Annotated in this window: 14 protein-coding genes and 1 pseudogene; 14 read left to right on the forward strand and 1 reads right to left on the reverse strand. The window is 69.9% G+C overall.

Annotation, left to right across the window (positions count from 1 at the left end):
- Window positions 1-82 precede the first annotated feature (82 nt).
- The 13 genes and pseudogenes from eccD (at window position 83) to ABIB25_RS13020 (ending at window position 19,664) form a co-directional block, all read left to right on the forward strand.
- On the forward strand, window positions 83-1,519 hold the full coding sequence (gene eccD / locus ABIB25_RS12960; RefSeq protein WP_354528878.1) for a type VII secretion integral membrane protein EccD: 1,437 nt from the start codon (window positions 83-85) through the stop codon (window positions 1,517-1,519).
- A 155-nt stretch (window positions 1,520-1,674) separates the two neighbouring features.
- Window positions 1,675-3,705: an Hsp70 family protein gene (locus ABIB25_RS12965; protein ID WP_354528879.1), complete on the forward strand. Its 2,031-nt coding sequence runs from the start codon at window positions 1,675-1,677 to the stop codon at window positions 3,703-3,705.
- 69 nt (window positions 3,706-3,774) lie between these two features.
- A pseudogene (locus tag ABIB25_RS12970) lies at window positions 3,775-5,388 on the forward strand (dynamin family protein); the annotation flags it as partial.
- A gap of 266 nt (window positions 5,389-5,654) precedes the next feature.
- Window positions 5,655-6,314 carry a nucleotide exchange factor GrpE gene (locus tag ABIB25_RS12975; protein ID WP_354528881.1) on the forward strand — a complete coding sequence of 220 codons (660 nt, stop codon included), beginning with the start codon at window positions 5,655-5,657 and terminating at the stop codon, window positions 6,312-6,314.
- Window positions 6,315-6,957: 643 nt separating this feature from the next.
- Entirely contained in the window at window positions 6,958-7,305 is a 348-nt protein-coding gene (locus ABIB25_RS12980) for a histone-like nucleoid-structuring protein Lsr2 (RefSeq protein ID WP_354528882.1), read from the forward strand.
- 158 nt (window positions 7,306-7,463) lie between these two features.
- Window positions 7,464-8,444 carry an acyl-ACP desaturase gene (locus ABIB25_RS12985; protein ID WP_502919811.1) on the forward strand — a complete coding sequence of 327 codons (981 nt, stop codon included), beginning with the start codon at window positions 7,464-7,466 and terminating at the stop codon, window positions 8,442-8,444.
- 75 nt (window positions 8,445-8,519) lie between these two features.
- Window positions 8,520-10,568, forward strand: a complete 2,049-nt coding sequence (locus tag ABIB25_RS12990; protein ID WP_354528883.1) for an Hsp70 family protein — start codon at window positions 8,520-8,522, stop codon at window positions 10,566-10,568.
- Between the two features lie 22 nt (window positions 10,569-10,590).
- Window positions 10,591-12,996 carry a dynamin family protein gene (locus tag ABIB25_RS12995; protein WP_354528884.1) on the forward strand — a complete coding sequence of 802 codons (2,406 nt, stop codon included), beginning with the start codon at window positions 10,591-10,593 and terminating at the stop codon, window positions 12,994-12,996.
- A 108-nt stretch (window positions 12,997-13,104) separates the two neighbouring features.
- On the forward strand, window positions 13,105-14,781 hold the full coding sequence (locus ABIB25_RS13000) for a DUF6802 family protein (protein ID WP_354528885.1): 1,677 nt from the start codon (window positions 13,105-13,107) through the stop codon (window positions 14,779-14,781).
- Window positions 14,778-15,146: a hypothetical protein gene (locus ABIB25_RS13005; RefSeq protein ID WP_354528886.1), complete on the forward strand. Its 369-nt coding sequence runs from the start codon at window positions 14,778-14,780 to the stop codon at window positions 15,144-15,146. Before ABIB25_RS13000 ends, ABIB25_RS13005 begins: the two co-directional genes overlap by 4 nt.
- Window positions 15,147-15,318: 172 nt before the next feature.
- Window positions 15,319-16,629 carry a DUF6802 family protein gene (locus ABIB25_RS13010; RefSeq protein WP_354528887.1) on the forward strand — a complete coding sequence of 437 codons (1,311 nt, stop codon included), beginning with the start codon at window positions 15,319-15,321 and terminating at the stop codon, window positions 16,627-16,629.
- Window positions 16,630-16,731: 102 nt separating this feature from the next.
- Window positions 16,732-18,246, forward strand: a complete 1,515-nt coding sequence (locus ABIB25_RS13015) for a TldD/PmbA family protein (RefSeq protein ID WP_502919812.1) — start codon at window positions 16,732-16,734, stop codon at window positions 18,244-18,246.
- Complete coding sequence (locus tag ABIB25_RS13020) at window positions 18,243-19,664, forward strand: metallopeptidase TldD-related protein (RefSeq protein WP_354528889.1); 1,422 nt, start codon at window positions 18,243-18,245, stop codon at window positions 19,662-19,664. Before ABIB25_RS13015 ends, ABIB25_RS13020 begins: the two co-directional genes overlap by 4 nt.
- Before the next feature lie 81 nt (window positions 19,665-19,745).
- Here the strand turns inward: ABIB25_RS13020 and ABIB25_RS13025 are convergent, their stop codons facing one another.
- Window positions 19,746-20,312, reverse strand: a complete 567-nt coding sequence (locus ABIB25_RS13025; RefSeq protein ID WP_354528890.1) for a manganese efflux pump MntP — start codon at window positions 20,310-20,312, stop codon at window positions 19,746-19,748.
- Between the two features lie 141 nt (window positions 20,313-20,453).
- On the opposite strand from ABIB25_RS13025, the gene ABIB25_RS13030 reads away from it, so the two are divergent.
- Window positions 20,454-20,816, forward strand: a complete 363-nt coding sequence (locus ABIB25_RS13030) for an ArsR/SmtB family transcription factor (RefSeq protein WP_354528891.1) — start codon at window positions 20,454-20,456, stop codon at window positions 20,814-20,816.
- The last annotated feature ends 13 nt before the right edge of the window (window positions 20,817-20,829 follow it).

The following is a 20,829-nucleotide window of genomic DNA, read 5'->3' on the forward strand; positions in this document are numbered from 1 at the left end:
GGTGGGAGTGGCTCGGAAACCGACCAACGACGTTGGTCGACACCGAGAGCACCGACAGCCCGTCGTCGATCAGGGGAGGTCCATGGGAACCCGGTTCACCAGAGTGACCGTCATCGGTGACGGCCGCCAGATCGACATCTCGTTGCCCGCCGATGCTCCGCTGGCCGAACAACTCCCGACCGTTCTCCGCCTGTTGTCGGTGCCGAGTACGCCGGTGCCCGTCCGGTGGCGGCTTGCGGCACCTGAATTCGGGCCGCTGGAACCCTCGCGGTCCCTCGACGACGCGGGTGTGCTCGACGGTGCGCAGCTGTACCTGACGGAAGCGGCATCCGCCCCGCCCCCACCGTTCGTCGACGACGTCGAGTCGGCGGTGGCCGAGATGGTCGTGGCGAGTGCTCCCGGCTGGACCGGGGACACTCGGCGCAGCGCGATCGCCATGTTGCTGGCCATCGTCCTGTTCGCCGCGCTGCTGGTCGGTCTGACCTCGCGAGGCGCGGTCGACTGGCTCGCCCCGGCCCTGGTGATCGTCGGTGCCCTGGTTGCCGGCGGTGTCATCCGTCAGCGGGGCGGCTGGGTCTGCTCCCTGGTGGCCGTGCCGGCTGCCGTCCTGCTGGTGTTGGGGCTGGTCGCCGTCAGCCCGTCCCTCCTGGGCCTCGACCCGACCGAGGATGTCCTTGGCGCGCCCGCCGATCGCAGCGCGCTCCAGATCTTCGCCGAGGCCACGGGTGCAGCGGGTTGGAACGGTTTCCCCTTGCTGCTGGTCGCGGCGGGTGCCCTTGCGCTGGCTCTGGCCGGGATCGTCAGGCGTCACCCCGGTGTGACGATCGGTGGCAGCGTCGCCGTCGTGCTGTCCCTCCTGGCACTGCTGTGCACCCGGGCCGGGATGCCCGCCGACCGCACGGCCGGGCTGGCCGTCGTCGTGGCGGTGTTGCTGGCCGGTCTGGCAGGTCAGGTCGCGTTGGGTGGAGCTGGACTGGTCGACCTGATGGTGGCCGACGAACGAGGGGAGCCGGTGCCGCGCCTCGCGGTGGCGGCCGCCGTCCGCCGCGGGCTCGGCCTGACGGGCGGCATGGTCTGGGCGGCCGTGAGTACAGCCACCGCGGCGTGCCTCGTGCTGATCCTGCGGAGCCCGGATTCGGGGACGCCATCCGGCTGGATCGCCCCAGCGGTCGGGGCCCTCGGCGGCTTGATCTTCGGGCTGCGGAGCCGGATGTTCACCCGGGCGTCGCATGTCGGTCCCATGCTTGCCGTCGTGGTCGTCGCGGTGGTCGCCGTCGCGGTGCGGCTGCCCGTCTGGTTGGAACTCGACGCAGATTCGCGACCGGTGATCACCCTGCTGGTCCTGGTCCTGGCCGGCCTGCTGGGGGCCGGTTCCGGCCTGCGCTCGCTCCGCGAGGTAGCCGGCGCACGGCTGCAGCGGACCCTCGAGCGTCTGGAACTGCTGGCCATGCTGGCCCTGGTGCCGGGGATCGTCCTGCTCTTCCGGGTCATCCCCATGGTGCAGCGTTGGTGGAGCTGAATCGAGGGCAAGCCTGCGGACTGCCGGATGGACGGCGTCCGAACGTGTCACGATGAACTCCACCGAATCGATAATGGTGTGCTCGACGGAAACGACAGTGATCAGCTCGACGAACAGTCAATCGCGGGGTTGGCCCCGGTCAGGGTGGGAGAGACATGCGGGTGCTGGCCATCGACTTCGGGACGTCGAACACGGTGGCGGCGCTGCTGATCGAGGGTCAGGCCCCACGGACGGTCACTTTCGACACCTCGCCGTTGCTGCCGTCGGCGGTGTACGTCGACGTCGACGGACAGGTGACGGTCGGCCGCGACGCCCAGCGCTCGGCGCGTCTCGACCCGGCCCGCTTCGAGCCGAACCCGAAGCGCCGGATCGACGACGGCGAGGTCCTGCTGGGTGACCGCGTGGTGCCGGTGGTGGAGATCATCGCGGCTGTGCTGCGGGCAGTGGCAATCGAGGTGCGTCGGCAACTCGGCGGCGGTCTGCCCGACGAAGTGCGCCTGACCCACCCGGCCCAGTGGGGTGCCAGCCGACAGAATGTCCTGGTCAGCGCCGCCCGATCAGCCGGGCTGGGCGCCAACCTGCTGCTCATCCCCGAGCCGGTCGCGGCGGCGGCGCAGTTCACCCAGCTGCCAGGTCGTGCGTTGCCGCCCGGCGGCACCGTCGCCGTCTACGACCTCGGCGGTGGCACCTTCGACATCGCCATCGTGGGCCGCACCCAGCCGTCGTCCGGATCGTCGCCCGGCCCGGCGCGGGACGGCGAGTTCCACGTGCTCGCCGAGGCCGGTCTGCCCGACCTCGGCGGACTCGACTTCGACCAGGCCATCCTGGACCAGGTCGGACGGGACACGTCGTCCGCTGATCCGGCCCGCTGGCAGCAGATCCTGCGGCCGGTCGACACCTCGTCCCGGCGTGCGGCCAGAGCACTCGCCGAGGACGTCAGAGCGGCGAAGGAAACCCTGTCGCGGTATCCGCAGACGGACGTCTCGCTGCCCGACCCGTTCGTCGACGCCCACCTGACGCGGACCGAGTTCGAGGGTCTGATCCGGCCCAATCTGCTGCGGTCCATCGAGGTCCTCACGTCGGTCCTGCAGAACGCCGGGATCGGCCCTGAGAAGTTGAACGGGATCTTCCTGGTCGGCGGTTCGTCCCGGATCCCGCTGGTCGCCGGCCTGATCCAGGACCGGCTGCACGTGACCCCGGTCGCGCTGGACCAGCCGGAGACCGCCGTCGCGCTCGGGGCCCTGCTCGTGCCCGTCCGTCGGGACGGCAACCGCACGGTAGCGCTGACCGACGGCCAGTCGCCGCGGTCCGGCGCACCTGCGGGTCCCGGCCTCTACGGCGCCGGTGGAATGGGGCGTCCCGGTCTGCAGACCGGCGGCCAGCTCCCGATCGGGGATCCTGGCCGCGGGTCGACGAACACGTCAGGACGCAGTTCTGGGACCGGCAACCGGCGGCGGCTGACGGTGATCGCCGCGGCCGTTGCGGTGGTGGTCGTGCTGGTCCTGGTCCTGGTGATCGTCAAACCGTTCGGTCCCTCGCCGACCCCGGGCGCGGACCCGACCACCCCGGTGACCGCCTCCGGAGCAGCCACCTCCGGCAGCTCACCGGTGAAGCCGCAGACGTCCGGCGCGCAGTCGTCCGGCGCGCAGTCCTCCGGTGTCCAGCCGACCGGCCTCGGGCCCGGGAAGCTGTTCACGGCCGGTGAGGTGGCCTTCATGGGCACGAGCATCGCCCAGCTGATCAACTGCGTGGACAGCACGACCGCCTACAACGCCTCGGTCGCCGCCAAGCTCAAGGTGGGCAGGGCGGTGCGGTGCCAGGCGCCCGCGGCCGCGCTGACCCCGGACCTCAAAGGTGAACAGATACTGGTCTACGTGATGACCGCATCGGCCCCCTCGACCGGGCCCATCGCCTACCTCGACCAGCTGGTGAAGAGCCGCCAGAAGGACACTTCCGAGCTGTACAAGTACGACTCCGACGCCCCGTTCACCGTGGGTTCGGTGTCCGGCCGCGTGATGACGGCCTTCGACCTGCCGGCCCTCGGCGGGAGCGGGGACCGAGGGGCTTCCGTGCTGGGTTGGGTGTTGACCGGTCAGCCCTACATCGGCGTCGTAGTCTCGGTCTCGACTTCGACGCAGGACGAACTCATGACCTACTGGGCCCAGAGCTACAAACCGCGCGGCTAGCCGACCGCCGAGGGGAACACCAAGCCATCCGGCGAGCGGAACGCCGGCCATCCGGCGAAGGGAGCACTGATGCAGGGTCCGTTGTCGCAGGCCGTCGCCGGCATGTGCACCGCGCTGCTCCCCCAGGTCTCCAGCACTACTGCGGCCGGTGTCGCCGAGGTGGTCGGGCGGCTCGACACCCCGTTGCAGCTCGCCGTCGCCGGTCGCATCAAATCTGGTAAATCGACGCTGGTCAACGCCCTGATCGGGCGCCGGGTCGCGCCCACCGACGTCGGCGAGTGCACGCGATTGGTGACGAGGTTCCAGTACGGCACGGTCGACCGCATCGAGGTGGTGTTCGGCGACGGACGCCGGTCCACCCTCCCGTTCGCCGCCGACGGTGGCATCCCCGCCGACCTCGGCCTTGATCTGGCCGGGGTCTCCCACATCGAGGCCTACCTGACGAGTGCGCTGCTGGCGGACATCACGGTGATCGACACCCCTGGGCTCGGATCGCTCGACGCCGCCTCGGTGTCCCGGACCGAGGCCCTGCTCGGAGCCTCCGGCGCGACGGGCGCCCGGGCGACGGGCACCCAGGCGACGGGCGCCCGGGCGACGGGCACCCGGGCGACCGGCACGCGGGCGACGAGCACCGGCACCGGGGCCGACGCGGGTCGTGGAACGCCGGGGTCGCTTGACCCGGTGTCCAGGTTTGCCGTCGCCGGCGCCGAAGCCGTCGTCTACGTCTTCACCCAGTCGGTCCGGGCGGACGACGCCCTGGTGCTGGCGGCCTTCACCGCCGCGACCGCCTCGCGGGATGCCGGGCCGGTCAACGCCCTCGGGGTGCTGAACAAGGCCGACACGGTGGTGGCCGATTCCGTCACCGGGGCGGGTGGCAGCGTTCGCGAGGCCGCGCGCATCCTCGCCCGCAGCCAGGCCGAGGTACTGCGGCCCCGGGTTGCCGACGTCATCCCGGTGATCGGTCTGCTGGCCGAGACGGCGGAAACCGGCGCCTTCACCGCGGCCGACGCGGAGGCGCTGCGAGTGCTGACGACGGTCGACCCCGCCTTGTTCGGCGCCATGACGATGGCCGGCGACCTGTTCACCGAGATGGACGCGCCGGTCGACCGGCCGACCCGCATCCGGCTGCTGCAGCTACTCGATCTGTACGGCATCGGGGAGGCGGTGGCGATCTTGCGGGTCGAGCCGGCCATCTCGGCGGGCGAACTGCGGCGGCGCCTGCTGGACGCCTCCGGCTTTGCCGAGTTGCGGCGCCGGCTGGGCGAGGTCTTCCGGTCACGGGCGGATGGCATCAAGGCCTCCGCAGCGCTGGCCTCGATGGCCGCGCTCGCGGCAGCTTCGAGTGACTGGGCCGAACGGCAGCGCATCCACGACGCGATCGAGGTCCTCCTGCAGCGACCGGAAGCCCACCAACTGCGTCTGCTGGAGGCGTTGACGCTCGTCAGCAGTGGTGCGGTGACCATGCCTGACGACCTGACGGCGGAGATCATCCGGTTGGGCGGCTCGGTGCGGCCGGAGGATCAACTCGGCCTGCCCACCGCCGCGCACACCGCGCTCCAGGCAGCCGCCCTCGAACGAGCCGGGTGGTGGCGTTCGTTCGCCTCCTTCGGGGCCACACCCGCGCAGGGGCGGGTGGCCCACGTCGTCCATCGCGCCTATTTCTTGATCTGGCAGGACCTGAAGGGCGACCAGCCGTCGGGCCCGGTAGGCGGTCTCGCGAACGGGAGCGTGCCTCGTCCGCAGTTCCGCCAACCGGCTGGCCAGATCGGACACGAAGCGGGCGAATACGGTCAGGCATCGGGTCGCTACGGTCGGCCGACGGGTCAGTTCGGACAGCGGCGGCCGCCTGGTTCTGGTGGTCCGATGGCCGAGCCGGACGATCCGTCGCCCGGCTTCCCAGGTCCGCTGCGGGGTGCGGCGGGCGACGGCTGGACCGGAGACGGACGCCGATGACGGATGCCGTGGTCGGGGGTGGATCGCGCCGGACGGGGCACGAGCGTGAGCCGGATCCCGCAGGTCGGCCGGACCTGCACGCCCGGGTCGGCACCGGTCACCGTGACGACGAGGTGACCACCGTGATCCACCGGGAAGGCGGCTCGGGGCACGGATCGAAGGCCGGGTCGGCGGGGGTCCTGGGAGGGAGCGACCTTGCCGGGATCGGTGCCACCCCGCAGCCCGAGGGCTCTCCACCAGCAGGCCAGCCGGCGCTCGCGTCCGGTTCGTCTGCGGATGTCTTCCCAGCTGGGGTCGCAGATGACGACGCGCTGGGCGGTGATCTGCCCCTGGATGGTCACCCTCCGGACGACGTGCCAGGGCCTGATCCCGTCGCCGAGCGAGCCGTGCTGCTCGACCTTTTGATCTACGCCTGGGACCGGGCGCGCAGCGCCGGTGTCTGGGAGCGACTCACGGCCGGACTGACCCGGATCGGTGTCGAGGTGATCAGGCCCGATGGCGAGATCTTCGACCCGACGTGCCATGAGGTCGGCGGTGTGGAGGAGACCACCGACCCGCTGCTGCACAACACGATCGCCGAAACCGAGTCGGCCGGATTTCGCGATCGGGGCCGGTTGATCAGAGAACCCGTGGTCGTGGTGTACCGAGTTAGCTGATTCGCTCCCAGAGCCCTTCGGGGGTCCCGGTCGATGCCCGGTACGGTGGGCAAAGAGATTCCTCACGGTTCACTCCGACGCTTTTCCGCGCCGTGCGCAATCGTGTCTTGTTTGGTGTCGAGGTTCACCCCGTTGCTTCGTGGGCCTATTACCGAGGCTGGGTCGAGTGCCGAAGGTTGTTCGAGCAAACCCGGCGGGCTGCGTCCTGCTTATCGGACATAGGCGCCGACCGGTCCGGGCCAGGTGTCTGACCCGGGCGATAACCCGCGCGGCCGATTCAGGTCGGTGTGACATTCGCCCGGCGTCACGGGGAACGCTCCGGTGCCTACTGGGAAAGGCCCATTGGCGACTATCAGCGGGTCTCGGGATGGTCTTTCGCGGTGGTCGAGTTCTCCGTAATCCGGCTGGAAAACCTACGCTGCAACAGATCTCGAAGCTATTGATCGTCATTCTTTTGTCACGACACCGCATCGGTCGGAGCGGTTCAGGGGTTGGGCAGGGCCTGATGTCGGTGCTGGCGGGCGGCGACGGAGATGTGCCGCGAACAGCAATCGTTTCGGCGGGCCGCAGCAGATCGCGAAGTTTGCGGTGTGCATGAGGGATGATGGTGCTCTCACGCCGGCATCAATCGAAAGGCCTCGTCATGGCTCAGGTCACCAATGTCAAACTTCTCGACGATCTCGATGGCGCCAAGGCCGCCGAGACAGTCTCCTTCGGTATCGACGGTGTCGGTTACGAAATCGATCTCAGCCTGAAGAACGCGAAGGCGCTCCGGAAGGCGTTCGCCGAGTTCGTCGCGGCCGGCCGTCATCTGAAGGCACCGGCCATCGCGCCCGCCGGGCGGGTCGGTTCCCGGGGCAAGGCTGCCGGGCCCGATGCGGCTGTCATCCGCCAGTGGGCCAACGAGGCCGGCGTGCCGGTGTCGGTCCGCGGCCGGGTCTCGGCCGAGGTGCGGGCGCAGTACGCCGCAGCCATGGGCGCGAACGGCTGATCCTGCGCGCTCAGGGGTCTCCCAGGAACCAGGGGTAGTTTTTCTCTCTGGGTTCCGCTCCGGTCTGATCGGGCTGATACCCCGCCCGGTCAGGCCGACGCCACGGGTAAAGTGTATGCCCGCGCCACCAGCGGGTTCGGAATGGAGAAGACTTGACGATCACCTCGAACGGGGTCAGTACCAGAGCGATCCCGAAGGATGCCGCCGGTCTCCAGGCACGGCTGCTGCACGACCTCGAGCCGGTCGTCGAGGAGAACCTCAACCGTCACCTGTCGGTGTTCAAGGACTGGATGCCGCACGACTACATCCCCTGGAGCCAGGGCCGCGACTTCGCCATGCTGGGCGGCGAGGACTGGGACCCCGAGGACTCGCAGCTCGACCCCACCGCGAAGACCGCGATGATCGTCAACCTGCTCACCGAGGACAACCTCCCGTCCTACCACCGCGAGATCGCCACCCGTTTCGGGCGTGACGGGGCGTGGGGCCAGTGGGTCGGGCGCTGGACGGCAGAGGAGGGTCGCCACGGCATCGCGCTGCGGGACTACCTCGTCGTCACTCGCGGGGTCGATCCCGTCGAGCTGGAGAACCTGCGGATCGCCCACATGACGGCCGGGTACGACTCGGGTGACAAATCCGTCCTGCAGACGGTTGCCTACGTCTCGTTCCAGGAACTGGCCACCCGGGTCTCGCACCGCAACACCGGCAAGGCCTCCGGCGACCCGCTCGCCGAGCAGTTGCTGGCCAGGATCGCGCTGGACGAGAACCTGCACATGATCTTCTACCGGAACCTCGTCGCCGCGGCGTTCGATCGCGCGCCGGACGCGACGATGGAGGCCATCCGCGACGAGGTCGTCGGCTTCGAGATGCCGGGTGCCGGTATGCCCGGCTACACCCGCAACGCCGTCACCATCGCCAAGGCCGGCATCTACGACCTGCGCCTGCACCACGATGCGGTGGTCCAGCCGGTGCTCAAGTTCTGGCGCGTCTTCGACCGCGACGACCTGGGCCCGGCCGGCGAGCAGGCACGCGAGGAGCTGTCCGCGTTCATGACGGGCCTGGACACCCAGGCCAGCCGTTTCGTCGAGCAACGCGAGACGATGCGCCAGCGTCAGGCCGCTCGCGCCGCGGCCAAGGCCTAGGCGCCGCAGCCGGCGGTCGGCCGTCCGACGCACGCAAGCCTCGTCGCCCGCCGTGATCAGCAACTAAGCTCGACCATGATGAGGCGCCTGGCGATCGACTTCGGCACCTCCAACACGGTGGCGGCGTTGGCCGTGGACGCCCAGGCCCCGCGGACCGTCGACTTCGGGCCGTCGTCCCTGTTGCCCTCCGCGGTCTACGGCGGTCCGGACGGGATCACCGTCGGGCGGGCGGCGCAGCGTCAGGCCCGCCTGGAACCGTCCAGATTCGAGCCCAACCCGAAACGCCGGATCGACGACGGCGAGGTACTGCTCGGCGATCAGGTCTTCCCGGTCGTCGATCTCATCGCCGCTGTGCTCAGGACGGTGGCCGGCGAGGTACGTCGACAGTTCGGCGGGGAGGTTGCCGACGAGGTCCGCCTCACCCATCCCGCGCAGTGGGGATCGATCCGGCAGAACATCCTGTTGAGCGCGGCTCGGAATGCGGGTCTCGGCCGCTCGATCGACCTGATTCCCGAGCCGGTGGCGGCAGCGGCCCAATTCACCCAGCTCCCGGGGCGCCAGCTCGCGCCGGGTCAGGCCGTGGCGATCTACGACCTCGGTGGCGGCACGTTCGACGTCGCTGTCGTCGGACGGACGGCCGGCAACTTCGCGGTGCTGGCCGAAGGCGGCCTCACCGATCTGGGCGGGCTGGACCTGGACCAGGCCATCCTCGATCTGATCGGCCGCAGCGCCGCCGTCGCCGACCCGGCCCGCTGGCAGGCAATCCTCCGGCCGACCGACGGCGGCACCCGGCGAGCCGCACGCGGACTGGCCGAGGACGTCCGGGCGGCGAAGGAGACCTTGTCGGACTACGCCCAGACCGAGGTCGCACTGCCCGACCCTTTCGTCGACGTCCACCTGACGAGGGCGGAGTTCGAGAACCTGGTCCGGCCGAATCTGATGCGCAGCATCGAGACGATGGATCAGACCCTGCGCCGGGCCGGCGTTGCTCCGTCGTCGCTCAGTACCAATTTGCTCCTCGGGGGCATCTTCCTGGTCGGGGGCTCCTCCCGGGTCCCGCTGGTCGCCCGCCTCATCCAGGAGCGCTTCCACCTCACCCCGGTGGCCCTGGATCAGCCGGAGACCGCGGTGGCACTGGGGGCGCTGGCGGTTCCACTCGCCGGTCGGGACCTCCGCACCTCGGCCGCGGCCCCCGCCTCCCGGACGCCTGTGACGCCTGTTCGACCGCTTGCGCAGCCCGGATCGCCGATGCCACCTGGATCGCCTGCACCGCAGTACTTTCCACCTGTTCCGCAGTATTTACGGTCGGCGGGAGCACGGCGAACGCAGACCACCGGGTTGCACCCGCTCGGGTCCGGTTCGATCCCGCAGTCCGGTGCCCCACAGCCGCCGTGGAGCGGGACGGCGCCGAGGGAGAACCGGCAGAAACTGCTGGTCGGCTCGGTCGCGCTGGCCGTCGTCCTCGTCGTGGCCCTCGTCCTGATCATCGTCAAACCGTTCGCGTCCTCGAGCGTGGCCGACCCGACGACCGATCCGACCACCAGTCCGTCGAGCCGGGTCACGAACGGGACCCAGGCCCGCACCGGCAGTTCGGCCGCCGTGTCCACACCGCCCCTGAGCACGCCCGAGAGTTCGCAGACCTCGCCGGCGTCCACGAAGATCACGACTGCCGTCCCGACGACGCTGACCAGCGAAGAACGGGCGTTCGTCGGCAGTGGGTTCGACGTCCTGCAGTGCATCCTGCCGGCGGCTGCCACCGGATCGGACTCGACCGGTCCGGTGAACATCGAGCGAGAAGCGTTCTGCCAGTTGAACAACGACCCCGGTGGTGGAACCTTCTACCTCATCGTCGTCAGTGTCGGCAGCGAGACCGACGTCGTGGACTACCTTGACTACCTGGCGTCGGTGCGGGTCAGCGGCACCACCGAAGAGGACCACTCCTACACGCTGAACGGCGCCAGCGGCCGGGTGATCGCGGCCGCCGCCCTGCCGATCGAAGGCACGAAGTACCCGGCGGTGATGTGGTCGCAGGGCGGTCAGAACTTCGTCGGCGTCCTGGCGGCTTCTGGCTCGATCACCCTCGCGGACCTGGAAACCTTGTGGAACGACAACGTCGGGACCTGAGGAGAAAGGTAGGTTCGGCGCCATGAGCACCCCGGATCCGTTCGCCTCGGTGGCCGCCCTCGGCATCTCCGCGCCGAGGGCTGCGCCTCGCCCCGTGGCGCCAACGCGACCGGGTGTGGTGCCGCTACCGCAGGCGGTCCGACAATGGCGTGACCTGTCCTCGAGCTGGCTGCGCGTCGACGATCCCGACAGCGCAGGCAACCTGGTGGCCCGCAAACCGTCGCCGGAGCTGCCCCGCGTGGTGGTGGTCGGCGAGACGAACCGCGGGAAGTCGTCCCTGATCAACGCGCTGCTCGGCGTTCCAGGGTTGTCGCCGGTGGATGCCGGGACGGCTACCTGTAGCTACCTCGTCTTCACCAAGGCCGCCACCCCCTACACGGTGGCACGGTTCGGCGGCGGGATGGCCGACATCACCTTCCCACCGAAGGATCTGCGCGCCTGGGCCACCGTCGACGGCGAGCCGGACGTCGACATCCCGCCGCCGCGCTGGATCGAGGTGGGCGTGCCGTGCGAGCTCACCTCCCAGCTGACGATCGTCGACACCCCGGGGGTCGGCGGACTGGTGGCGGCGCACGGCGAGCTCGCGGCCGAGGCCGCTGCGGCCGCAGCCGCCCTGCTGTTCGTCGTCGACGCGTCCGCCCCGTTCACCCGCGGCGAGCTGGACTTCCTCACTGCCGTCTCCGACCGGGTCGAGGCCGTGCACTTCGTGGTCACCAAGACCGACGCCTACCGGGGATGGCGCGAGATCGTCGAGGCCGATCGACACCTGCTGGCCCGGTGGGCGCCGCGATTCAGCGACGCCCCGTTCCATCCGGTATCGAGTCGGCTGGCCGAGGCCGCCGCGGCGGCAGCCGACCCGAAGATCGCAGAGGTGCTACTGACCCAGTCGGGGGTCGGGCAGCTGCGCACGATCCTGCAGTCGGAGGTGGCCGCCGTCGCCGCGATGATGTCGGATGCCAACATCATCCGGACCAGCGTCACGGTGCTGTCCGGTGCGGTGCTCAGGCTGGAGGGCCGGCGACGGGCGCTGACCGCCGGCGCCGCCCAGGCCGAAGCGCTCAAGGCCCGGCGCGAGGAATTGCTGGGCCAGCGCAAGGCCGGGACGCGAGGCTGGCAGGTGATGCTCCGGGCCGAGATCCAGCGCGCCCGAGTAGATCTCACCCACGAGACGGCTCGTGAGGTGCGGGAGGCCTCGCAGATGTTCCGGGGCTCGATCGACCAGGCCGACAACGCCGAACTCAAGAACATGGCGTTCCACATCGACGCCTACGCCCAGGCGATGACGGCCCGCGCGCACGGCCGGCTGATCGAGGCGATGGGCCGGATCTGCCGCACCGTGCTCTCCGAGCTCTTCAGTCCGGAGGAGATGACCCTGTTGGTCGGGCAACTCGCCACCCGGCCCTACTCCGGCCTGACGACGAGGGCGCCGGAGAAGGCGAGAAATCTCGACGACACCATCATGACGATGTCCGGTGCGGGCATGGGCTTCACGCTGTCGCGAATGGTCACCATGCTGCCGGCCGCGGCGTTGCCCGCGGCGTTCGGCGTGGTGATGGCCCCGGTGTCGATCGTGCTCGGCGGCGCTGCCGCGTTCTACCTGATGCGATCCCGTCGCCGGATGGCCGACAAGCAGCACCTCAAGCAGTGGCTCATGGAGGTACTGGGTGAGGCGAAGGCGCAGATCGACCAGAACATCGCCGAGCAGTTCATCGAGGCCGACGAGCAGTTGACGCTGGCGCTTGACGATGTGCTGGTCCGCCAGGTGGCGGCGCTGGACAACGAGATCCGTGAGGTGGACGGTGCTCTCAAGCTCGACGCCACCGAGCGAGCCGGGCAGCTGCGGGCCCTGGACGAACGACGGGGGGCCGGGGCGACGATTATCGGCGGCGGTGAGGCGTTGCTGCAGCGGATCAGGGCGACCAGGGTCGGTGGCCTGCCACCGCTCGAGATCTCCTCGGTGGCAGCTGGTCTGGCTGCCGCCATGGTGAAACCTGCGCTCTCCCCACGGTTACCGGCCGAACTGCTCCCGTCCCCGGCCGCGCTCCGGCGGCCGATCGCCCCGGCCCCGGCGATCGCCCCGCCCCCGGCGACCGCCCCGCCTCCGCCGCCGTCGATCCGGCTGCCGGCCGGACTGCCGCAACTGGTCGCCGAGACGCAGCGCGCGAGTGGGCCACCGGACTTCGGCTGGACCCCAGGGGCTGCCGCGTCCTGGCCGCCGGCTGTCGGGGCGCCCGGCTCGGCCACACCGCCTGCAGACATTCCGCCCGGCTCGGCCACACCGCCTGCAGTCTCTGCACCGGCATCGCCGGGATCGTCCTTCGCCGGACTCAACCTCTCCGCGCTCAGCGTCGCGGCGGAGAACCTGGCCGCGCAGAAGCTGGCCGCACAGCAATCCGACCCGGCCGAACGGGTCGATCCGCCGGCCTGACCCGTCGCACCGTGGCGGAGTGGAACCGGAAGCCCGTCCGGAGAGTCCGACCCGGCACAGACTTCCGCCGCCGACCGCGCTGCATCCACAGTCCAGAAGAGGGGACCGATGTTCACCGACACAGATCTCGGGGACCAGCCCGCGCACGAGGCCGGTGCCGGGGCCTTCGACGGCCAGTTCGCGGCAGACGCGCACATGGACGATCACGACCAGACCCACGACGTCGACCATGCTCACGGACCCGCCGACCCTGACGCGTCAGGTCTCGACGCGGTCCATCACGTGGGGGCGCCGTCATCCGGGCCCGACCACGAACCGACCGCTTCGGACGGCGACCTGGTCGTCGTCTCGGCCGACGGATCGGAGATCGACCTCGGTCAACCCAACCTGAGCTACGGCGGTCACGGCGTCGACGCGGTGGCGGTCGAGGGCTCGGACGGCACCGTCGAGGTCTATGCCGACAGCGATCACGACGGTGACGTGGATGTCGCCCTCCGCATCGATGCCGACGGATCGTTCACCGCGTGGACCACCGACGGCGAAGGCCACTGGACCGTCCACGCGACCGGACACGTCGACTCGGCAGGCACCGCCGTCGTCGACTCGACCATCGATCCTGCTGCGGCCGGGACCGAACCGTCGGTGGCTGCGGCCACCTCGACCCCGTCGTCCACGCCGACCTCGTCCACCGACGGACCGGCTTCCACGACCGAGGAGGCGAGCTATCCGGGCGTTGCGGCCGGCGACATCGCCGTGGCCGCCGACGGTCACTACATCGACGCCGGGCCGGCGAAGTACGACCTGGACGGTGACGGCCGTGCCGAAACCGCGGTGGTCCAAGCGGACGGTCGCATCATCCAGGTCTCCGACACGGACGGGGACGGCCGGGCGGACGAGATGCTGCAGGTCGACACGGCCACCCACCAGGCGGCGATCCTGACCGACGACGGATCCGGCAAGTGGGAGGTCGCTGCGACCGGCCACATCGGGGCCGACGGCGGCTTCGTCGAGGAGCACACCGCGGGCGTGACGGCATCGTCCGACCCAGCGGCGCAGGCGCATCCGACGTCCGACACCCACCCGCCGCCGACGACGCCGTCCACGACCGAACCCTCGTCGACGGAGCCGTCGGGCACCCACGGCGACACCGGCCACGCCCCGGACATCGTCTACGTCGCCACCAACGGCGCGCAGGTCGATCTCGGTGCTCCGAAGGAGGACCTCGACGGCGACGGTGTTCCGGAATCAGTTGCCGTGCGCACCGACGACGGCCACGTCCTCGTGCTCTCGGACACCAACGCCGACGGGCACCCCGACCAGGTGATCCAGATCGACCCGGCGTCCGGCGAGGCGATCTGGGCCGTCCCCGACGGCCACGGTGGGTGGGAGGTCGTGCAGACCGGCCACGTCCAGGCCGACGGATCGCTGGTGATCGACCCTACCGGGCACCCCGTCTCGTCCCACACCGACTCCGGGCAGGACGCTCCGGTCTCGCCTCCCGATGCGGGGGAGCACGACAAGAACGATGAGAACGTCGAGGTGGGCGTGGCGGGCCGGTCGTTCGACGCCGGGCCGGCCACCATCGACAGCAACGGCGACGGAGTCCCGGACACGGTGTCCGTGGCCGGGCCGGGCGGATCGACCCTCTTCTACCAGGACTCCGACGGGGACGGCGTTGCGGACAAGGCCTGGACCGCGGACGCATCCGGCCAGGTCACGGCAAACTATGCGTTGACTCCCAGTGGGAACTGGGTCGCCGTAGCGCCGACCGGGGAGAGATCATGACCGGGTCTTCGCAGCCGCAGTCCGACCCGATGGATCCCGTCCGGCTGCAGCTGCTGCTCACCGGCGTGCGGGAAGTGTTGGGGGACCTGCCGGTCCGGCCGGTCGAGGCGGCCGCCGGTCCGCGGTTCCGCCGCACCGCCGATTCGCCCCTCTTCGAAGGTCTTGTGTTCGCCCGGTCCGAGACGCCGGCCGGGCCCGAGAGGGTCGCCGGGCCCGATAGGGTCGCCGGGCCCGAGAGGATCGCCGGGGACGACCTCGCGCCCGCTGAGGTCGTGTCCTCTCCCCGGTTGCAACCGGGCGGAACGGGTGTCGGCCCGTTGCTGAATCCGGTCTCGCTGGCCGGGCTGATCCAGCGCACCCGCTGAAACGGAGTGGCGGAAATTCCGGAATTCCGCCGCCGGTCTTGACCGGGAACCATTTGTCCGGTGTTGTCGTCAGACCTGCACAATCTCAGATTTCGCCCACGGCGACGTGCGCGGCAGCACCTTCGGGTGGTTCCGCCCGCGCCGGTCCGCCCGATCAACCAGGGAGCACCTCATGGAATTCGACAACGGTTCGGACGTGCAGCCAGGGCACGACATCACCATCGACAGCTCGCAGGGCTCCCAGGATCTCGGCGAAGCCACCTACGACTCGGATCACGACGGGATCGCGGACTCGGTGATCGTCATCGATGGTGACCACGAGTACGTCGTCACCGATTCCGATCACGACGGCCACGCCGATTCGATGCATGCCTACGATGCCCACGGCACGGAGGTCGACCCGCAGACCGGTGCGCCGGTGGGGGACTCCGGGACGGACGGTGGCAGCACCACGTCGGGCCACACCGGAACCTCCACGAGCGGCACGGATACCGGCACGGACAGCACCGGTACGGACACGGGCGCCTCCTCGCACACGAATGGCACGACCACCGATTCGTCCGGCACATCCTCGAGCACCACCTCCGGTACGAACTCCTCCGGATCCGACACGTCGTCCGGCACGTCGTCCGGCACCTCGACGGGCGGTCACGACATCACCGTCACCGGCGATGACGGGTCCGCCCACTCCCTCGGTGTCCCGACGGTCGACCTGGACAAGGACGGCTCGGCGGACACCGCCGTCCAGCACAACGACGACGGTTCGATCACCGGCTACACCGACCGCGACGGCGATGGTCACGCCGACCAGATCACCCAGATCGGCGCCGACGGCAAGGTGGTCATCGCCGTCAGCGACGGGAACGGGGGCTGGCAGGTAGCCGCCACCGGTCACATGGATTCCTCCGGCGCGCTGGTCCAGGACACCACTCCCGACCCGACCGCCGCGCTCAGCGGCACCGACAGCGACGGTGTGACGACCGGCCACGCCGGTGGCACCAGCTCCGGTACCACTACCGGTACTTCGACGTCGGGTACCACCGACCACGGCTCGACCAGCACGACCACCGACGGCGGCTCGACCAGCACTGCTGACACCAGCACGGCCACCACGAGTGGCGGCTCCGCCGGCACCGAAGACGCGCCCGGCACCCAGGTGGCGGCCGGTCACGCGCCCGCCGGCGACATCACCTTCACCGAGGGTGGCAAGGACTACGACCTCGGCGCGCCGACGGCGGACATGAACGGCGACGGCACGCCCGACACGGTCGTCACGCATCTGGACGACGGCACCGTCGTCGCCTACTCGGACACCGATGGCGACGGCACCACCGACCAGGTCACCCAGCTCGCTCCGGACGGTCAGGTCACCATCGGCGTCCCGGACGGTCACGGCGGCTGGCAGCAGGCCGCCACCGGCCACATCGGCTCCGACGGCAAGTTCGTCCCCGATCAGACCACGGCCGGCGCCTCCACCGGCTGATCTGGGCTGGGATGGGCTGCGCCGGGCGTCCCGGTGCTACCCGTCGCGCGGGGCGGGCCGTCGTGGGCGTCATACAGTGGCGTGGTGTCCGCTGACCCGAAGTTGAACCTTGCCCATCCGGTGGATGCCGACTTCCTGGCCCTCCCACTGCGCTCGCTCGCTGATGCCGCGCTGTCCGCCGCCACCTTGGCCGGTGCCTCGTTCGCGGACTTCCGGTTCGAGCGGCTGATGGTCGGCAGTCTGAGCCTTCGCGACACCGCGGTGCAGTCCTCCGTCGACTCGGTCACCACCGGCTTCGCGGTCCGGGTGATCGTCGACGGCACCTGGGGTTTCGCGGCCGCGGTGATTCCGACCCCGGAGGTCGCAGCGGCCACGGCCCGTCAGGCGGTCGAGGTGGCCAGAGCGCTCGCCTCGGTCGTCGCCGAGAGGGTGGAACGTGCCGACGAGCCGGTCTACGTCGATGCGCAGTGGGTCAGCTCGTACGTCACCGACCCGTTCTCCGTGCCGACCCAGGACAAGGTCACCCTGCTGCTGGACCGGTCCGAGCGGCTGCTGGCCGCGGACGGTGTGGCTCACGCGACGGTCGGCCTGCTGTCGGTCAAGGAGAACAAGTTCTACGCCGACACCGCGGGCACCACCACGACGCAGCAGCGCGTGCGATGTGAGCCGTCGTTGTCCGCGGTGGCCGTCGACGCGTCCTCCGGAGGGTTCGAGTCGATGTCCTCGTTGGCTCCGCCGGTCGGTCGTGGCTTCGAGTACCTGACCGACGGCACCTGGGACTTCGACACCGAGATCGCTTCGATCCCGGAGTATCTCGCCGAGAAGGTGAAAGCGCCGTCGATCGAGGCCGGGCGCTACGACCTCGTCGTCGATCCGACCAACCTCTGGCTCACCATCCACGAGTCGATCGGCCATGCCACCGAGTACGACCGTGCGATCGGCTACGAGGCCGCCTACGCCGGAACCTCTTTCGCCACACCGGACCTGCTGGGCACGCTGCATTACGGCTCGCCGGTGATGAACGTGACCGGCGATCGGACCGTCGAGCACGGACTGTCCACCGTCGGATACGACGACGACGGCGTCGCCGGGCAGTCCTGGGACCTGATCTCCGGCGGGATCCTCACCGGCTATCAAGTGGACCGGGGGTTCGCGCCGCGGCTCGGGTTGAGCAGGTCGAACGGGTGTGCCTATGCCGATTCGCCGTCGCACCAACCGTTGCAGCGCATGGCGAATGTGTCGCTGCGACCTGATCCGGCCGGTGGCTCCACCGCCGACCTGATCTCCGGAATCGACGACGGCATCTACGTCGTCGGCGACAAATCGTGGTCGATCGACATGCAGCGCTACAACTTCCAGTTCACCGGGCAGCGCTTCTACCGCATCAGGTCCGGTGAGATCGTCGGTCAGGTCAAAGATGTCGCCTACCAGGCGACGACAACGGATTTCTGGGGAGCGATGGATGCCGTCGGGGGGCCCGAGACGTACCTGCTCGGTGGCGCTTTCAACTGCGGCAAGGGACAACCGGGTCAGGTGGCCGCGGTGTCGCACGGCTGCCCCTCCGCCCGCTTCCGCGGTATCTCCATCCTCAACACGATCTCCGAAGGTGCCGCATGACAGCCGCTGCGCAGCAGGTTTTCTCGCCCCAGCAGATCATCGACGTGGCACTGGCTGCGTCGCGGGCCGACGGGTGCATCGTGGTCGTCAACGGGACCAGCACCGCCAACGTGCGATGGGCGAACAACACGGTGACGACCAGCGGAGTCTCGGATTCGCTGTCCTGGCTGGTGATCTCGGTGGTCGGCGGAGCGGCGGCCACGGTCAACGCCTCGGTGGCCGCCGCGTCCTCGCCGGCCGCGGTGGCCGAGGTGGTCCGGCAGTCCGAGCGGGAGGCGAAGGCCTCGGCGTCGGCCGGCCGGGCCAGGGACTTCGCGGAGCTGGTGACGCCCGAGCAGGCCGGCGGTTCGGAGGTCGGGTTCGGCGAACCGGGTGAGCCGACGTCATTCTCGGTCTACTCCGCACTGCTGTCCGGACTGGCGGCCGCCTTCGACGGCGCCCGGTCCGACGACCGGTTGCTCTTCGGGTTCGCCCGCCACGAGATCAGCACCACGTATCTGGGGACATCGACCGGGATCCGCCGTCGGTGGGTCCAGCCGACGGGCACCGTCGAGGTGAACGCCAAGTCCGCCGACCTCTCGCGATCAGCCTGGAGCGGTGCGTCGAGCTCCGACTTCACCGACGTCGACATCCTGACCATGTCCGACGCGCTGACGAGGCGGCTCGAGTGGGCCAGGCGCCGGGTCGAGATCACGCCCGGGCGCTACGACACGGTGCTCCCGCCGACCGCCGTCGCCGACTTCATGCTGTTCCAGGCCTGGTCGTCCGGCGCGCGCGCGGCCTATGAGGGCCACTCCGCCTTCGCGGCTCCGGGCGGTGGCACCCGGATCGGGGAGAAGCTCACCGATCTGCCCCTCTCGCTCTACTCTGACCCCACGATCGCCGGGCTGGAGACCGCGCCGTACGTGGTCGCTCCTTCGTCGTCGGACGAGATCTCGGTGTTCGACAACGGAGCGCCGCTGGCCCGGACGGACCTGATCGCCCGGGGTGAGATCGCCGCGCTGCTGCACACCCGCGGTTCGGCGGCCGAACTCGGCTCGGAGTTCCACGGATTCTCCGACAACCTGGTGCTCGACGGCGGTGACCAGAGCCTGACCACCGAGGACCTGGTCGCGGGCACCAGGCGCGGGCTGCTCGTCACCTCGCAGTGGTATCTGCGCGAGGTGGACCCGATGACGTTGCTGATGACGGGCCTGACCCGCGACGGGGTCTTCCTCATCGAGAACGGCGAGATCGCCGGTGCCGTCAACAACTTCCGGTTCAACATGTCCCCGCTGGACGTCTTCCGCCAGGCCTCCGCGGTTGGCCGCACCGAGGCGGCCCTGTCCCGCGAGTGGAGCGACTGGTTCACCCGCAGCGCCATGCCGCCGATCCGCGTCGACGGGTTCAACATGTCATCGGTGTCCAAGGCGCAATAACGCTCGCCTGGTGACCCGTAGCGTCCTGCAAAGTGCTCGCTATCGCGATCACTTTGCAGGACGCAACGGTTTTGCAGTTCGTCACCAGATCCCGAGGTGGTCGAGCAGGACCCGGACGCCGATGAGGATCAGGATCACGCCGCCGGCCACTTCGGCAGGCTTGCCCAGCCTGCTCCCGACGCGATGGCCGAGCACCACACCGGCCGCGGTCACGATCAGCGCGACGACTCCGATGAGGACGACCGCCCACCCGATGTGGACGTCCAGGAACGAGAAGCTGATCCCGACCGCGAGTGCGTCGATGCTGGTGGCCAGCGCCAGCACGAGGAGTTCGTTGATCTCCAGGGTGTCCTCGTCCCTGGCCGTGCCCTCTCTGCTGGAGCCGGCCTCCCACAGCATTTTCCCGCCGAGCAGGCCGAGCAGGCCGAAGGCAACCCAGTGGTCGAAGCCGGTGATGTAGCCGGCGAAACTGATCCCGAGCAACCACCCGACCAGCGGCATCAGCGCCTGGAACGCACCGAACGTCGCCGCGATGATCAGGACACGCGCGCGGTCGAGCCGCGGCATGCGCAGGCCTTTTCCGAGGGCAACGGCAAAGGCGTCGGCCGAGACGCCGAACGCGATGAGGGTCAGGGTCCAGAAGCTCAATGGTCAGCCTCTCGTCGGTCGGTGGTCGGGCGCGCGATGGGCCGGCGGCACCATCCGGACTCCATGATTGCATACTTGCGCAATCACTTGAACGTCAGGATTGGCGCCGCGGGGCCGGGTGAGCTGCGCCGCCGGGAGACAATGAGCCTCGTGACGAGTCCGACAGCCCGGGGCGGTGGAGCCCGACGGCCCGCGCTCCCGCAGCTGCAGGCGGCGGCGTCGACCTTCGCACTCCTGTCGTCACCGGTGCGGTTGCACCTGGTGTGGCTGGCGGCCAATGCCCCGCGGGATGTCGGAACGCTCGCGAGGGAGGTGGGGGTGACGGTAGCTTCGGCCAGTCAGCACCTGACCAAACTCCGCCTGGCCGGAGTGGTCACCACCCGATCGGTCGGCCGCAACCACATCTATACCGTCGAGGACCCGCACATCCTGACGCTCGTCGGCCAGATCTTCGACCACATCTCGCCCGACGGAACACTCGCGCCGGACCCGGCGCCGCGCTAGCAGCGGCGGCAGC

Origin of the sequence: Nakamurella sp. UYEF19, from assembly GCF_040546275.1 — a bacterium.
GTDB lineage: Bacteria > Actinomycetota > Actinomycetes > Mycobacteriales > Nakamurellaceae > Nakamurella.

Bases quoted from the DNA above. Each gene is read 5' to 3' on its own strand.
- eccD (WP_354528878.1), top strand. From the start codon at position 83: ATGGGAACCCGGTTCACCAGAGTGACCGTCATCGGTGACGGCCGCCAG.
- ABIB25_RS13000 (WP_354528885.1), top strand. From the start codon at position 13,105: ATGTTCACCGACACAGATCTCGGGGACCAGCCCGCGCACGAGGCCGGT.
- ABIB25_RS12980 (WP_354528882.1), top strand. From the start codon at position 6,958: ATGGCTCAGGTCACCAATGTCAAACTTCTCGACGATCTCGATGGCGCC.
- ABIB25_RS13010 (WP_354528887.1), top strand. From the start codon at position 15,319: ATGGAATTCGACAACGGTTCGGACGTGCAGCCAGGGCACGACATCACC.
- ABIB25_RS12990 (WP_354528883.1), top strand. From the start codon at position 8,520: ATGATGAGGCGCCTGGCGATCGACTTCGGCACCTCCAACACGGTGGCG.
- ABIB25_RS12965 (WP_354528879.1), top strand. From the start codon at position 1,675: ATGCGGGTGCTGGCCATCGACTTCGGGACGTCGAACACGGTGGCGGCG.
- ABIB25_RS13030 (WP_354528891.1), top strand. From the start codon at position 20,454: ATGAGCCTCGTGACGAGTCCGACAGCCCGGGGCGGTGGAGCCCGACGG.
- ABIB25_RS12975 (WP_354528881.1), top strand. From the start codon at position 5,655: ATGACGGATGCCGTGGTCGGGGGTGGATCGCGCCGGACGGGGCACGAG.
- ABIB25_RS13020 (WP_354528889.1), top strand. From the start codon at position 18,243: ATGACAGCCGCTGCGCAGCAGGTTTTCTCGCCCCAGCAGATCATCGAC.
- ABIB25_RS12995 (WP_354528884.1), top strand. From the start codon at position 10,591: ATGAGCACCCCGGATCCGTTCGCCTCGGTGGCCGCCCTCGGCATCTCC.
- ABIB25_RS13005 (WP_354528886.1), top strand. From the start codon at position 14,778: ATGACCGGGTCTTCGCAGCCGCAGTCCGACCCGATGGATCCCGTCCGG.